At 58.3% G+C, this 14,968-nt stretch carries 14 protein-coding genes and 1 pseudogene; 11 read left to right on the top strand and 4 right to left on the bottom strand.

Annotated elements, in window-relative coordinates; all coding sequences use genetic code 11:
- Positions 1–127 precede the first annotated feature (127 nt).
- Positions 128–466 carry a hypothetical protein gene (locus RAD04_RS08220; protein WP_461623367.1) on the top strand — a complete coding sequence of 113 codons (339 nt, stop codon included), beginning with the start codon at positions 128–130 and terminating at the stop codon, positions 464–466.
- A 137-nt stretch (positions 467–603) separates the two neighbouring features.
- On the opposite strand, the gene RAD04_RS08215 is transcribed toward RAD04_RS08220, so the two are convergent.
- Entirely contained in the window at positions 604–813 is a 210-nt protein-coding gene (locus RAD04_RS08215) for a hypothetical protein (RefSeq protein WP_461623366.1), read from the bottom strand.
- A 303-nt stretch (positions 814–1,116) separates the two neighbouring features.
- On the opposite strand from RAD04_RS08215, the gene RAD04_RS08210 reads away from it, so the two are divergent.
- Complete coding sequence (locus RAD04_RS08210; protein WP_461623365.1) at positions 1,117–1,593, top strand: DUF3833 family protein; 477 nt, start codon at positions 1,117–1,119, stop codon at positions 1,591–1,593.
- A gap of 102 nt (positions 1,594–1,695) precedes the next feature.
- Entirely contained in the window at positions 1,696–2,019 is a 324-nt protein-coding gene (locus tag RAD04_RS08205; RefSeq protein ID WP_461623364.1) for a hypothetical protein, read from the top strand.
- A 2,497-nt stretch (positions 2,020–4,516) separates the two neighbouring features.
- On the opposite strand, the gene RAD04_RS08200 is transcribed toward RAD04_RS08205, so the two are convergent.
- Complete coding sequence (locus RAD04_RS08200) at positions 4,517–5,197, bottom strand: TetR/AcrR family transcriptional regulator (RefSeq protein ID WP_461623363.1); 681 nt, start codon at positions 5,195–5,197, stop codon at positions 4,517–4,519.
- An 82-nt stretch (positions 5,198–5,279) separates the two neighbouring features.
- Between RAD04_RS08200 and RAD04_RS08195 the strand changes: the two genes are divergently transcribed.
- Together RAD04_RS08195 and RAD04_RS08190 are read left to right on the top strand one after the other, a co-directional pair.
- The gene (locus RAD04_RS08195; protein ID WP_461623362.1) at positions 5,280–6,164 is read left to right on the top strand and encodes an SDR family oxidoreductase; all 885 of its coding nucleotides are present in this window, start codon (positions 5,280–5,282) and stop codon (positions 6,162–6,164) included.
- 1,761 nt (positions 6,165–7,925) lie between these two features.
- Positions 7,926–8,958 (top strand): annotated as a pseudogene (locus tag RAD04_RS08190) (IS110 family RNA-guided transposase).
- Positions 8,959–9,320: 362 nt separating this feature from the next.
- Here the strand turns inward: RAD04_RS08190 and RAD04_RS08185 are convergent.
- Positions 9,321–10,028, bottom strand: coding sequence for a Crp/Fnr family transcriptional regulator (locus RAD04_RS08185; protein WP_461623361.1), 708 nt, complete (start codon positions 10,026–10,028; stop codon positions 9,321–9,323).
- 263 nt (positions 10,029–10,291) lie between these two features.
- Between RAD04_RS08185 and RAD04_RS08180 the strand changes: the two genes are divergently transcribed.
- The 6 genes from RAD04_RS08180 to RAD04_RS08155 all read left to right on the top strand — a co-directional run bounded on the left by RAD04_RS08180 (position 10,292) and on the right by RAD04_RS08155 (position 14,086).
- Positions 10,292–10,540 carry a DUF6894 family protein gene (locus RAD04_RS08180; protein WP_461623360.1) on the top strand — a complete coding sequence of 83 codons (249 nt, stop codon included), beginning with the start codon at positions 10,292–10,294 and terminating at the stop codon, positions 10,538–10,540.
- 254 nt (positions 10,541–10,794) lie between these two features.
- A complete protein-coding gene (locus RAD04_RS08175) occupies positions 10,795–10,992 on the top strand; it encodes a hypothetical protein (protein ID WP_461623359.1) in 198 nt (65 codons plus the stop codon).
- A 112-nt stretch (positions 10,993–11,104) separates the two neighbouring features.
- Positions 11,105–11,302: a hypothetical protein gene (locus RAD04_RS08170; RefSeq protein WP_461623358.1), complete on the top strand. Its 198-nt coding sequence runs from the start codon at positions 11,105–11,107 to the stop codon at positions 11,300–11,302.
- A 136-nt stretch (positions 11,303–11,438) separates the two neighbouring features.
- Positions 11,439–12,239, top strand: coding sequence for a reverse transcriptase domain-containing protein (locus RAD04_RS08165; protein ID WP_461623357.1), 801 nt, complete (start codon positions 11,439–11,441; stop codon positions 12,237–12,239).
- A complete protein-coding gene (locus RAD04_RS08160) occupies positions 12,236–12,502 on the top strand; it encodes a group II intron maturase-specific domain-containing protein (protein ID WP_461623356.1) in 267 nt (88 codons plus the stop codon). Before RAD04_RS08165 ends, RAD04_RS08160 begins: the two co-directional genes overlap by 4 nt.
- A 1,371-nt stretch (positions 12,503–13,873) precedes the next feature.
- Positions 13,874–14,086, top strand: coding sequence for a hypothetical protein (locus RAD04_RS08155; RefSeq protein ID WP_461623355.1), 213 nt, complete (start codon positions 13,874–13,876; stop codon positions 14,084–14,086).
- 26 nt (positions 14,087–14,112) lie between these two features.
- On the opposite strand, the gene RAD04_RS08150 is transcribed toward RAD04_RS08155, so the two are convergent.
- The gene (locus RAD04_RS08150; protein ID WP_461623354.1) at positions 14,113–14,313 is read right to left on the bottom strand and encodes a hypothetical protein; all 201 of its coding nucleotides are present in this window, start codon (positions 14,311–14,313) and stop codon (positions 14,113–14,115) included.
- Positions 14,314–14,968 lie beyond the last annotated feature (655 nt).

Here is a 14,968-nt window from a genome sequence, read left to right as displayed (position 1 = left end):
AGCTCTGGGGATCGCGGTCGAGGCCCCACAGCAGGCGATCCAATTTACGGTATTCGTTCCGAGAGCGCGGTGATTTCCCAGCGTTCCCACGGCCCGAGATTCACGTCGCGGAGCAGGGGCATTGCCCATGACTCAGCTGATTTATCCAAGTCCGACCGCGTTCGCGGCTCTAACCGAGAAGGCGATTTCGCCGGAACATGAAACCAGTCGGAACGAATTTTCTGGAGACCTCAAGCGCGCGGCTTTCGCAGCTTTCCAGCGCAATCTTCTGGGAGAGCATGACGTCTCCGACCGGCAGATTGCCACTCGGCGTGAAACACAGGCCGCGCGTAGGGCGGCCCTTCTCGTCGATCTCGCAGACGTTCGTCGACGCGCCCGCGTAGATCCGATATTGCCTGCCGGTGTCGCCACCGATGACCTCGAAATAGCCTTTTCCCGCGAACTGTGCACGCTGGGCCGGCGATAGCCACGTCCGCAAGAGCTGCAGCGAGCGGCCCTCCGGAGTTCGCTCGGCGCCATGTCTGATGAAGAGAGCCCGAATGGCTGTCGCCCGCCGGCGTTCATGTCGGCGCGATGGTCTGAAGCCAACATGGCCCGCGCCGATCACCCGCCGACCAGCCTGGGGAATTCCGCGTTCGGGTCAAACGATCGCATTTGCGATACTTGACCCGGACCCGTCCGGACCGCCGCGGTGAAGCCGGCATCGGTCAGTTCGTAGAACCGCCGCTCCGCCTTCGCGAGTTCTCGTCCGTCGTCTGGATTGAAAAAGTGACGGGTGTCACCGGTGCTGTCCATCACGATTTGGATCGCCATGATCGTCTTCCTCGGAATGATGATGGCTAAGGACTTGATCCAAGTATCCGCCCGAAGTCGCGAAGTTTCAAGACAAGAAGAGGTCAGCGCAACGCGCGGCTCCAAAGGAGAGCTATGCCGGTGACGCGGCGATAAGCCCGGCACAGTGAACCTGCTGCCGAGCGGTATTAATTCCGATCGTAATGTGAAGTGCGGGCTGTGGATTGTTGAGCGCTCCGAGCGGAGCATGTGCCGGAGAGCCAAGTAGGAACCATTGGCAGAAAGGAGATTTGGTTTACTAGATGCATTTCGAAGGGTTTACCTATGGCGATCGCTGCTTTTAGAGGAACAACGCCGCTGTTTCTTCCTGAACGTTTTTTCATCGGGCGGCTAGAAGGTTGGGCAGTGCTCGAAAGTTTAGTTGGTGGACTACTGAAGCGCGCAACGATTGCTGGTCACGGCGAACTAGATGCGGACAGTGATACAGTGCTTTTCATCGAGGCATATACATTTGACGATGGTCATAGCGACACTCTGCATTGGACGATCCGAAAGGGTGAAGAAGGCAAGTACACCGGCCTGGAAAACCGACTGGAAGGTGAAGCCATTGGGGAGCAAGCCGGTTGCGCATTCCATTGGAAATACACGCGGGATACACCGCAAGGGGACGGCAAATCGTTCAAGTTGAATTTCGATGATTGGTTTTATGGAATCGATGAGCGAGCTTGCATAGTCCGCGGCCGTGCTGGTCGTGCTGGCATCCCGTTTGCGACGGCGCACGTTACTTACCACAAGCTTTAGCTTCGCTGGTGTCCGCCACTGCCACGGTGCCTGGCCGGCGCAGGAACGGTGAGCTCTTCTGGCGCGAACTCTTCATTGCACTGATCGCAGCGGCGCGGGCTTTTGAGCATCAGCGCATTGACTCACGCAGTTGTGGCTAATTCGGTGGGCGTTCATGTTGCGCTGAGTGGCGAAAGGCCGAAATGGCTGCGCGCCACTTTCGTGCTGCATGCGATCACGCCGATGCCGTCAGCGAGCCACGTCGTTCTGCACCAGATCGGATGCGGTAATCGGCGACATCAAGGATCGGGAGGCGCGGCGGGCGTAACCGGCCTGATGATCTTGAAGGGCCCCGACCTGCAACATCGTCGGGGCCTTATGATCTATGAGATGGAAAAAGACCGCCCGCAGGCGGTCTTTTCAGTGCAAGGCACCGGGCCACAATAAATCGGGATTAAAAGTACTCGGCCCGAACTGATTACAGCTAACCATCGTTCAGCGAGCGCTGCCTCACAAATATAGTTGCAGTTCTGAAATAGAGCCGAGTGCGCCGCGGCCTAAGTATTTGCGCGCTTTCAAGCGCTGCATAGCTGATTTCGCGACCAAAGAAAAACGGCTCCAGTTGTGGGACTGGAGCCGTGACCTTCCTAAAGAGCGCCTCGACTTTGGGGGGCTTAGAGGGCTCGGAAGAGACCATCATTCTGCGCTTCTTTTCACTGTCGTCAATGCTCAGGAGACCAAACGAAAAGTAAGACGATTGCGCTGTCATCTAAACCAGTCAAAACACCGGACTATCAGTCGTCACTTTAATCTGCGAGACTTTTAATCCGCCACAAACAACGGCTTGCGAAGAACAAGCCCGAAGGAGATTCGCAGTGGAGAAGGTGCGACGCTTGCGCGCGAAGGGTTCGCTCTGCCGTCAACAGGCCGCGTACAACAGCATAACAAATGGAAACTCCTCGCGGACGCGGAATGCTGGGAGCACTTGGCTGAGCTTGAGCTGTCGTCCCACTTCCGGGAATGCAACGTCGGTCGCTCGACCAGCTCGCTTGATCCGGCCGGGTGAGAAAGCTCCTGCCACACGAAATCGGTCCAATGGGCCAACTCTTCAAACATCGCGGGCGTGCAATGGGTAACCGTAATCGTGCGTACAACCGTGTCGTCCTGTGCCTGCGCGCTCAGGCGCTTCTTTCTCAGCTTGCCGAACTTGAGACCCTTCGAGGCCGAGTGCGAGAGGCCGAAGAGAGTATAGCTCTCGATCAATCTACAAACCCGGTGAAGTCAACGATTCACTGATTGATGGCAGGTCGCCCGCCGAGGCCATCTGTGGGGCAACCCGGGGGCTCGTAGGCACTTCAGGTCCTCGCCTCCTGAGCGCATCGCGCTACCGCTCGCCCTGATACGGCCCGTCCCGTCGCTTCGATACCAGCCCTTCAAGTGCTAGTTTGCAGGCAGCGCGAAACAAATCAGGCCCAAGGTTGCCGCGCTCAAAGGGATTAATGAAGGCACCTTCAGTACGACGGGCCAGCAGACGCTCCAAGTTCGTCTTCCGCATCGACAACGAAAGCATGCGGAGGTCGTCACCGCCTTCGGCAAGAATGTCGAAGGCACAGAAACTGCACTTCCCGTCATGGCCTGGGCAGCAGATCGGGAGCGATGTCGGTCCTACCGCTGTCGGCAATAGCTTGCTCCACTGCCGATGCGAGCGCATCAAGGTGTTCGGCTAATCCAGCAAATAGCTCGCACTTCTTGGGATCAGTCGCCAAGTCGCGAATAAGGGCGCACTCAGTGGCATCTCGGCGAAGCCTTTCGGACCGTGCCTGCATATCTTTCAGAGCCAGCCGCCGTGTTCCTTTAAAGGATTCCCGGTCACAAGTGAACACAGCGATATCGCCGACTGGGACTAGCCTCCAATTGCATGGCGCTCCTCAACGCCAGCCGTCGGACCGCCTTGGCCCGCACTGTCCCCTCCAGCCCCAGGGGGCCAAGGCTGGCCCGAGGGGGCTTGCAAGCATCAAAGTGAGAGCCTGCCATCCCGATCGTTAGGAGCGATGCCGCGAATTGGGAAACGCAAGACCTCAGACAAGAGCATCGCACGGCAGCTCAGCAAAGCAGCAGATGGGGAGCGCCCACGCTGCGCTTCACATTGATCCAACCTCAACGGCGTGGGCGCGTCGCCGTCGAAGTATGGGACCTTGCCCGTCGGGTAGCCGTGCTGCCATCTAAGGAGTAAGGCCGCCTCAGTTACCGCCCATCCCTTGATCTATCTTAAGCGGTATCGGCTTTCGGGGCAGACCATCGGGCCATGCCCGATCCCAGCAAACCGACTGAGGATAAGGAAGCGAAGCCGTCCCGCTTGGACGAGGCGCGGCGCGTCATTGAGGAGTACGCCGCCGATCTCCGTGAGATCATCAGAAAACTAGCCCGCAAGTTGCACTGACGACGCCCGGGACGGCGCGAGAAAGAGTTCGTTAGCTTTCTTGTGGCTTGCTGAGGGCGTGCCGATTACCGCCGATTGCGGCACATTGGAATGGGAATGCCGGCCCCGGCTGTTTACCCCAATCCTGCGGCTGAGGCCGTTTTGAACTTTCGCACCCATCGTTCAATACGGTTTACAACCATGTTTAGGGGCATTGCCATCGCGCTATTTGGAATGGGCATCTTTTCGCAGCTTGATCGAGCGTTCTTCTATGGCCGCAATACCGACGCTGCGCTCAAGCTTGCGCGGGAGATTGGCCGAGGCTTTGGGCTGTAGGTCAGCCGCGCTGCGCTCAAGATCGCTCGGGACTATTCTATTTCTTCAACAGCAGCCCCAATGTTCGCGCCATGCGCCTCACCGATCCGGCGTGGCGGCCAAGTTCGGCGGCTACGCGTTCGATCTGCTCTCACGCGGGGCGCACGCCCGGCGGCGACGGATCTGGTCGATGAAGATGTGAAGCGCCCCTTACGACAGATCTTCGTTCCTCCTGGCATGCCTCGGCACACTGACCTCGCCGGACGTTGCGCTGAATGATCTCCGTTCACGAGACCGTCGCGACGCAGCCGCTGGTGCCGATGGCCATGCCAACATCGCAAGTTCGACAACTCGGCGAAGCTCTCCCGACGTGGCGCCGGCCTGCGGCAAGTTCATCATGGCGTGCAGAACGCCGAGAAAGTGCCAGGACAGACCGTCGATGTCGGACGCCGGTGCCAATTCTCCGCTTGCGACCGCCTCGCGCAAAATTCTGCTGAGGATGGCGCGCTGCCCCATGAGTCCCTCCCGCGCGACCGCTTGGCTTGCCGGTGGCAGATCAGCCATTTCGGCGCAGGATCGAGCGAGCATGCAGCCGGCAGGACGCGCCGTCTTGTCTCCGGGCAGGAATTCGTGAAACAGAGCTTCGAGTTGTTGGCGCTTCGTCCCGGCGTGAACCGCATTCATCCGCTTCAAGACGCGCTGCGCGTACGTCGAAAGAACTTCCTGGAACAACCCGTCCTTGTCCCGAAATCGCTTGTACATGCTGGAGCGTGACAGACCCATCGCCATCGTCAGTTCATCGATCGACGACGCTGCGTAACCGTGGCGCCAGAAGACCTCCATCGCGGCGGTGATCACGGCGCTGTCATCAAATTGGGGCTTTCCGCTCATCGGATTCTCGCTTGACATCTTGGAACGATCGTTCCAAAAAATATTATGGACTGATCGTTCCAAGATACCTAAGGATGCTCAAATGCTCAAGCCCTCCCAGCCCAACGGCAACCGACCCCGGATCGCCATCGCCGGCGCCACTGGTCGCGTTGGATCCGCCCTGATCGCAAGCCTGGCATCCGAACCTCTCGACCTGGTGGCGCTGAGCCGAAAGCCGGATGCTGGACGCTTGCCCTCCGGTGTTTCTCTCGCGGCCGTGGACTTCGATGTGCCCTCTACTCTCGACGAGGCACTGCGGGGCGCCGATCGGCTTTTCCTTGCCCACGCCACGTCACCTCGGCAGGTCGCCAACGAGATCGCATTGATCGACGCAGCCGTCGCCGCTGGCGTCGGTCAAATCGTGAAATTGTCCACGATGGGTCCGCCCTCAAGGTTGCACCCGATGGACTGGCACATGCAGATCGAGGCGCATCTCGCGACCCTCGACATCGGCTACACCGTTTTGCGACCAACAACCTTCGTCGACGTCTTGGCGCGGGCCGGCGCTCAAGTTGCCGATGACTCGTGGGGCGGCGCGGCGGGCGATGGAATGGTCAACCTGATCGACACGCGCGATGTCGCCGATGCCGCACGCGTTGCTCTTCTGGATGACGCGCACCCGACTGCTCAGCGCGCCTATCACCTGACTGGGCCAAGGGCCGTGAGCATGCCTGAGGTCGCCGAAGAAATATCCAAACTACTTGGTCGGACCGTCACATATCAGCAGCGAAGCCCTGCGGAGCAGCGCGAGAAGCTGCTCGCCTCGGGACTGAACGAGTTTGTTGCTGACTTGCTGCTCGGATTGGATCGCCTCTTTTACCAGTCGGCGCTCGCTGAAACGACCTCAACGGTCAAGGAATTGACGAGCCACGCCCCGCGATCTGTCGCGGGTTGGCTGAGCGAAAACATCTCGAAGTTCCGCAAATAGCGAGGTTGAGAAGGCCAGTTTGGCACCGCATCCTCGCCGAGAAGCCGAAGTAAGGCTGCCTCAGCGGGGGCCATGTTCTCCTGATCAGAACAACCGCTATAATATATAGATCCTCCTTTGTTCCCTGCGCGTGTATTTATAAGCGGAACACTTTACTTCCAATGTCAGTTGCAGGCCCATCGGCGAAGTTGCGCCTCGTCTGACGGAGGTCCGCTCATTGCGGCAGAGCGGACTAGATTTGCTCAATCTGAGTTCTTCGCATCTCGACCCAAAGTGGACGCAAACAAATCAGCTATGATGCCATCCAGAGGGATCCTTGTAGACATTCTTCAGAAGCGTGCTGTCTCCTCTCGTGTTGGGAAACTTCTATGCCACATCACAACCTGATCGCACGGCTACTCGCCGTCAGTCTCGTCTCCAAGCAAGACCGAGAGGCCCTCAGAAACTTGCGCTATACAGTCAGGAACTTGGCGGACGGTGAGTATGCCGCCCGTCAAGGGGAGCGACCTTCGAGCTGCACTGTCGTGAAGGCGAGCTTTCTATCTCGTCAGAGAGTCGTCGCAGAGCGAAATCAAATTTCTTCCTTCTACGTGTCCGGCGACATGCCGGATCTTCACGCCTTGCACTTGCCGATTCTCGATCATGACTTTTGTAGCGTGGGAGCCTCCACGATAGCCTTGGTAAAGCACTCCGATCTTAGAACGATGCTCGAAGGATCAACGGGGCTATTGAACGCATTCTGGCGTGAGACCCTCATCCAAGGGGCCATCCACAGGGAATGGGTAGATAACTTGGGCTCGCGGCAGGCGCTACCGCGGGTTGCTCACCTAATTTGCGAGATTGTTGCCCGCCTCGAGTTCGTCGGTCTCGTCCAGAACAACGCTTTCACCTGTCCCCTAACCAAACCGGACCATACAGGAACTTCGGCGCCAAGCACTCATCGACTGGCAAGGCCGAACCATCGAACTGCGCCAACGTGAAGAACTTGAAAATATCGCGGAATTTGACCCAAATTATCTTCATGGAATAAAGCAGCCGCACCCTTAAGGTGGAGATACCGTTACGTCCTGGGTGGATTCGGTGGCTACATAACCCGGAGTGGGCCGCCCAGTGCCGTGCGACGACCTCCAACGCCGGATCGATCAGTTCCGCCGCGCCGTCTCGAACAACTTTGACGCGCTAAACCACGGAGCGGCTCAAGTCCGGGCTGGCTGAAATAGAGGCCCGAAAGGCCGCGCTCCACCGGAGCGGAAGTAACGCCGCCCGTTGATCTCTCAAATAGCGCATCCAAGTCCGGGCGTTGCCTTGCCCCAGACGGGAAACGGAATGGCGCGCATATGATGAGATCCTGGATTTTGCGGGCTTTAGGTCGAGGGTTCCCAAATCGCCACGGGCGTGCAACGATAGGCACTGTAACCCGTGGTGGTGGTGATATGCAGACTGCCGAGCAATGCCGGAAGTTGGCATCGGCCTATCGGAGCAAGGCTGAGGTCGCTGGGGTATCGCCCAGGACGGCCAATGTGCTCAAAAACATCGCCAATAGTCTTACAGGACTCGCGAAGCAGTATGAGATGCTGACCGAGATCGCGCACGAAGAACAGTCGCGACGCGTGAAATAAGGCCGCCTCATTCTGCGACCTCTTTCACTCAGCCAGACGTTGACTTCCCCCTTTTGATGCTGTGGACGGCTCCTCCACCGGCACGAGGGTGCCAAGGTATGGGCGCCGTTTTTTAGGCTCCCACGATTCGGAGGAGCAGCCTATGCAGTCAATTTCGACGATCGGTCTGGATATTGCTGAAGTCGGTCTTTCAAGTGCATGGCGTCGATGCAGCCGGGCAAGTGGTCATACGGCGTCAACTCAAGCGGCGTTTCGTGCTGTCCTACTTTGAGAAGTTGCCGCCGTCCCTGGTGGGTATCGAGGCTTGCGCATCATCGCATTATTGGTCCCGTGAGTTGCAGGCGTTGGGACATACGGTTCGATTGATGCCTCCGGCCTATGTGAAGCCGTACGTCAAGCGGCAAAAGAACGACAGCACCGACGCGGAGGCGATTTGCGAAGCGGTCACGAGACCCAACATGCGGTTCGTGCCGACCAAGACGGTCGAGCAACAGAGCTGTCTGATGCTTCACCGAGCGCGCCACCTCTTCATCCGCCAGCAGACTGCTGTCATCAATTCAATCCGTGCCTATCTTGCCGAGTTCGGGATTGTCGCCCCGGTCGGGCGCCGGGGTGTCGAGCAGTTGCTGGAGGTCGTCGCCGATACAGCTGACCGCCGTCTCCCGGAGGTGGCCCGCGCATGTCTTGCTGCTCTCGGCAGTCAACTGCGGGGGCTGAGGGCCCAAATCCTGGAGTTCGACAGGCGCATTGTCGCCTGGCATCGATCGAGCGCGAGGAGCAAGCGACTGGACGCGATCCCTGGTGTCGGTCCGGCGCTGGCAACGGCGCTGGTCGCGAGCGTCGCTGATGCCAAGGCGTTCCGATCGGGGCGAGACTTCTCGGCCTGGGTTGGGCTCGTGCCGAAGCAGAACTCGAGCGGTGGCAAGGACAAGCTTGGCAGCATCAGCAAGAAGGGCGATCGCTATTTGCGCAGCCTGTTCACGGCGGGCGCACTCGCCGTGATCCGCTATGCCAAGATCCACGGAACGGGGCATCGACCCTGGCTCTCCGCATTGCTGGCGCGGCGCCCCACCAAGGTCGCTGCCATCGCGCTCGCCAACAAACTCGCCAGGATGGCATGGGCGATGATGGCCAGGAACGAACGCTACAAGGAACCCGCCGCTCTTACGGCGTGAACGAGATCACAGCCGGTCATCCGGGTGTGACGTAACGGTTGGGAAGGACGAACAGCACTAATGCAGCGCCGGTCGATCCGGCGATCAGGACAACCCACATGGGCCATGGCATCTTCGAATATCGGGACCTGATCCGCGGAGGGCATTATGGCCAGCGGTCATGTGGACCGCGCAAACAGGCCGAACACATGGCCGCTCCGACCAACGCCGCAAAGTGAAGATTCTCCTTGCCAACCAGGAGCCGTCCACACATGGCCCTTAGCTGAACAACGCTGAGCCAATTCGGAAGTCGGCTATCGGCTGCGAAGCTGACGCGGCGCCACCCTTGCCTCGACCGCCGCTTTTGACCGCAGACAAGACATCTATGTGTCTGCCTCGTTGGAATGGAACACCCGGCGATAGTGGGATCGGATATCACCCTCGCACTCACATGCACGCTGCTGAATCATGTCGAGGTCAAGAATACGAATGTGGCCCCTGGCATAAGTGATCATTCCAGCTTTTTGGAGATCGCCGGCCACCTCGGTGACGCTTGTGCGCCTTACTCCCATCATTTGAGCCAGAAAATCCTGAGTAAGCGGAATGTCCGCTCCCGCCAGATCCTGCATCCGCAGCAGCCATTTACACGTTCGTGCCTGAACCGAATGCAGAGCGTTACAAGCTGCTGTTTGCTGCACCTGCGCTAAAAAGAACTGATCGTATTTCACGAGCAACCCGCGAAGGGCTGGCGCCGCATCCGCGATCTCTCGCAATCGGTCAGAGGCGATAACCGATGCGTCGCCCGGCACCTGCATGACGACGTGGTTTAGCGATACCTTGTCATCGAGCGCCTGCAATCCGCCGAAAACTCCGTCTTTTCCGATCATGCCGGTTTCGATGGCACCGCCGCCGATGGTTTCGACAACGCACGAGATAATACCGCTGTGAGGGAAGTAGACCTTGTCTATAGTTGCGTGTGTTTCGGCAAGAACCTCGCCATGGGCCAAAGCTTTAACAACCAGGTCGGACGAGATTCGACCGAAAAGTTCAGGGCTGAGCCTGTTTAGAAGAAAGTTCTTTCTGTGCGGCACCGAGTGCGCTCCTCTGCCATTCAGGCGGGAGCAAATGCACTCTCAGCTATCGGCGCCCATTGGTGTAGCCGATAATCTTCAAAGGGTAGGCCCGGGGACGACAAAGCAAGCTTTAGTTCCTCTCTTTGGCGGAAATAAAGGCAAGTTTGCTATGTCAGGAACCGGACATAAGGCGTAGGGTGATCCATCACCGCCCGACGCTTGGCATCTATCGGTGACTGAGAGTGCTTCACGCTCCCGCCTGGATCGGGAAGGCCCCTGCCATGGAAGCAGGCCGCTATTTTTTCTCCATCCTTGATGGCAAGTTGATCGTCGATACCGTTGGCGAATTTTGCGCAAGCCATGAGGATATGCGCGAGCAAGCCATAAGGACGGCCGGCGAGTGCCTGCGGGACTTGGCCGCCAAATATCCCGACGGCTTGGAATGGCAACTCATCGTCACGAACGCGAGCAATGATGCTGTGTTGCGGCTTCGCTTCACGATGAGCGAACCCCCTCCCGCGCTGCGGTGAGGTATGTACACCAGATGCGAAGAGCTGGACGAGAAGGCTGCACATTACGGCTGATAGCAACTCGTTTCACTGATAAGCAAATTTTAGACGGGATCGACCGACTGATCGCGCAGATGACGAGTGAAAAAGCCGTTATCCACGTCACGTCGGAGAAAAAATAGAGTTGTGTCTCCTACCGGACCGACGATCAAATTTGGCAGGAATTAACCTCCAAGAAGAACCGCCCATCACCCGAACGGGAAAAGGAGCGCGTCATGGAGAGACGTCGTTTCAAGCAGGTCACCACGCTGGATCATCGCCTCGAAGACCAGGCAAATCGCCTACGGAAAGAAGCGCGTGGCTCTCCTCCCGGCATCGAGCGCGATCGCTTAATTCGCCGGGCAAGGCAGGCCGAAGTCGCTGCGCGTATTGGCGCGTGGCTTTCGTCTGCGGGGCTGCAACCACTAAAATGATGCGGCCCGATCTACTCATCTTTAGGCAGCGCTGATGTGGCTGGCGTTAGTCGCCGGCTTGGTCAACTTACTCGTCTGGTAAGCGCCTCCGCGGTCGAAATGGACGTTGTCCATGCCTGCTACCAAGCCAAGCGTTGCGATCATCGGCACAGGTATCCGGACCTTATCCATGATCTCTCTCGATCTCCCAAATACCGAAACAGCCCTTGAGCTCGGCCGCAAGCTTGCACTGGAAACGGGGCGGCAGGTGACGGTGAGAGATCAAGAAGGGGTCATCCTTAGCGTATTCGAGCCCGCGACTCCGAATTAAGAAGGACGTCTAGGCTATACGGTTAGGTTGGCCGCTTCTGGCGTGCGCCGTGAAAAGGCGGCGCTTTCCAGTGGGTGCAAGCCCCACCCGGCAAACGCTCCATGGAAGCAACCGGAGCAGCTATGGAGGTAACGAAGTGGCTGAAGCCTTCGGATATGCCCTGTACGACAAGATCAGCCGCGAAGACATCCTGGCCCATGCTTATGCCCAGTGCCGCTCCAACAAGGGCGCACCGGGTGTGGACGGTCAGGATTTTGCGGACATCGAGGCGTATGGGGTGCAGCGGTGGCTTGGCGAACTGGCGCTTGCGCTCAGGGAGGAGACTTACCGACCGGACCCCATCAGAAGAGTGTTCATACCGAAGGTCAACGGCAAACTCAGGCCGCTGGGCATCTCGACCCTGCGTGATCGGGTCTGCATGACAGCAGCGATGCTGGTGCTGGAACCGATCTTTGAAGCCGACCTTCCACCAGAACAGTACGCCTACCGTCCCGGGCGCAACGCCCAACAGGCGGTGGTCGAGGTGGAAGCGCAGCTGTTTCGTGGCCACCCGGAAGTCGTGGACGCCGACCTCGCGGACTACTTCGGGAGCATTCCGCATGCCGAACTTCTAAAGTCGGTAGCGCGCCGGATTGTTGATCGGCGCGTGCTGCATCTGATCAAGATGTGGCTGGAATGCCCCGTGGAAGAAACCGACGACCGAGGAAGGAAGACACGCACGACCGAAGCCCGGGACAACCGGCGCGGCATTCCGCAAGGGTCACCCATCTCCCCATTGCTGGCGAATCTCTACATGCGCCGGTTCGTGTTGGGATGGAAGATGCTCGGGCTGGAGCAAAGCCTCGGCTCTCGCATCGTGACCTACGCCGACGACCTCGTGATCTTGTGCCGGAGAGGCAAAGCCGAAGAAGCCTTGCAGCAACTGCGCGAGACATGAGAAAGCTGAAGCTCACGGTCAACGATGAGAAAACACGAATCTGCAAGGTCCCGGAAGGAGAGTTCGACTTCTTGGGCTATTCGTTCGGGCGAATGTATTCTGCGAGAACCGGCCAGGCCCGCCTGGGTTACCGGCCATCGCGGAAGAGCATCAGGCGCATGGTGGAGAACATTCATGCGCTGACCGCCCAATCGGGGACATGGCAAGACACCACAGAGCTGGTGGGCAAGTTGAACCGCACGCTGCGCGGATGGGCGAACTAACTCAATGTAGGCACCGTCACCAAAGCGTATCGGGCGATCGACAACTACACCGCTGTGCGGTTGCGCCGGTGGTTGCGCTTCAAGCACAAGGTCAGGCCGACGCAAGGGCGGGACCTATCCACTCTCGCACCTCTACGGGTACTTCGGGCTCGTACGCCTAACCGCGCTTGGGCGCGACCTGCCGTGGGCGAAGGCGTGAGGTCTTGTCCGAGAGCCGGATGCGGGAAATCTGCCTGTCCGGTTCGATGAGCGCGATGTGGAAACGGAGCCAAGGGTGAACCACTAAGGCACCGCCAGACGAAAGAGGCGGCAAACAGATATGTTCAGCCTACCGCCACCGCGCCACATCTCGACTCTACCTTGAGCCGAAGATGCACCAGCCGAATTCCATGTCGGCTATCGTCAGAAGACCGGACATTGCCGCGTCCACCGCCGATCCCCCGTCCTAACTTGTAAGCTCAACTGACGAGCTGCCTCGGCAACACCATCACGATGTTGATCTCCCGCTCCAGTATCTTTGAGGGCAATGATCGATATGTGCAACGCAAATTCATCCTCGATCTTGGCGGCGGTGTCCTCGTCCTTGGCGTAAGACGAACAGGATGTCCCCATCGACTTCATCGAACCGCATGCCTGCGAACAGACGGTCGAACGTCCTTGCGCCGACGATTAGCGCCATGCGAGCTTGGATGGGTTGGTCATGGATATCGGTGAGTTGCATACGTCGAATATGGGGCCAAAGCACGCCGTGACAAGTGTTCCGAACCTTGTGCTCAGGCTCGATCTTTCTTCGGAGCCGCCATCACCGCGCGACGGCCTTGCAGCGTCTTTGCTCATGGCGCTCGCATCCATACTTGCGATCGTTAAGGAACTCGTTACTAGTCGCTGTCACCATTTGCTGTATTAGGTCGCCATAAGCGGCCGGTTCGATACTTCGATACGCCCGGTTAGCGGTCTCTTGAAGGAGAGGCCCAATGTTTAAGGGCTTCACGGTGGCAGTTGTGGCGCTGATTAGCACAGCGCAGTTGGATCGATATCTAACCAACGGTCGGTACACCGACGCGGCCACGGATATGCTGCGGCAAATCAGGCACGCGTTTGGGTTTTAGATAATTCCTTTTAGCGCGGAGGCGCGTGATGGACATTTCATGGGCCGATCTCGATAGCGATCAAAAACGCGCCATTGCGATATTGGGAGCCGGGCTTTCCATTGGACTCTGCGACCCTCTTGCCCTCCTGACGTTAAGGCGGCTCGGCCTAATCATAGGGTCCCATTTGACGGCAACCGGCCACAATCTGCGAAGGGATGCCGTTGTGAAGGGTGTCGCAGGCTAAATTCGTTGCGGGTGTTCATTAAGACTAGGATCGAAGATGCCAAGCGCAATCGAGCTTATTGTGGACGGTTACGTTCGCCTCAATGACAGGTTAGCTCTCGACGATTTGCGCATACAGCGCCGGAAGCTGGCCGTTGACCTAAAGGCACGGACCGGCTTTGACTGCCGGACAACCATTCAGAAGATCGAGGAAGATATCATCGTGATCGAGGCTGGGCTGGCGCAGCTAGATGATGCGGCGAAGACCTAACCGCCCCAGGACCTTTCGCGCTCGACCTAGATCATCCGCTCCTTGGCGACCCGCAAACTGCGAATGTAATAGCCTTGCCCCTGAACGGCTGCCTTGATCTCGTCGCTGACTTTGAGAACTCGTTTTCTGCTCTTGCGCCACCTATTCGGAGAGCAAATTACGGGTATCGCAGAGCCCGTGCTTAGAACGAGAAAGTCGCGCCTCTCATTGCGATAGACATCAAACACCTTGCGTCCCCGCTGTTCGTATGAAGTAAGCTATGAAAGTATGTTTCGGCCGTATCAATGGATGAGCTTAGTATCTGAAATGCTTCTGCGGGTGATAAATCTGCAACGTGCGCGACTTTTGCTTCGCCGCGTTCCGGAATTTGAACGAACTGATGCAAAGGCCGGACCGACCATCGGGTGGTAGTAAGAACCTACCGAATTCCGCCGCAACTGCGTGAGCAAATGCGCGGATGCTCGAAATCCCCCCGCTGTGATCATTGCGAAGAAGAGTTCGCGCCCGAAGAGCTAACCGTTCTCGCGCCACCGGCTGGTGACGGCGAGTTGATCTGCGCTCGGTGTATCGAGATCAAGCTCCGTCGGGCTGTCGCTAAGCTGGCGCGTGGTGATAACTGATGCTGGAGGCCCGTTGCGGATGAACGCCTTGGCGTTGCTCCCGTTGCCTCCCGATACCATCGCAAATTCCAAGTTGGCTGGGCGCCTAAAATATTCGTTGTAGCGTCCCTCTCCGTATAGCGCGGTGAGCGGCCCGATCGGGCTGCATTGAAGAAACGAGAGCAGCGCCAGGACGAGTGGATCAAGACCGTCCCGCCCGCTCCTCGGCGTTCGAGACAGGCAGCGAATGTGCAGCAGCTCGGGTGAAGCCGCGAATCAACGG

The sequence above is a fragment of the Bradyrhizobium sp. 25ACV genome (genome assembly GCF_054863005.1).
Note: the sequence above shows the minus strand (reverse complement) of the source record. Positions and strands in the feature narration are given on the sequence as shown.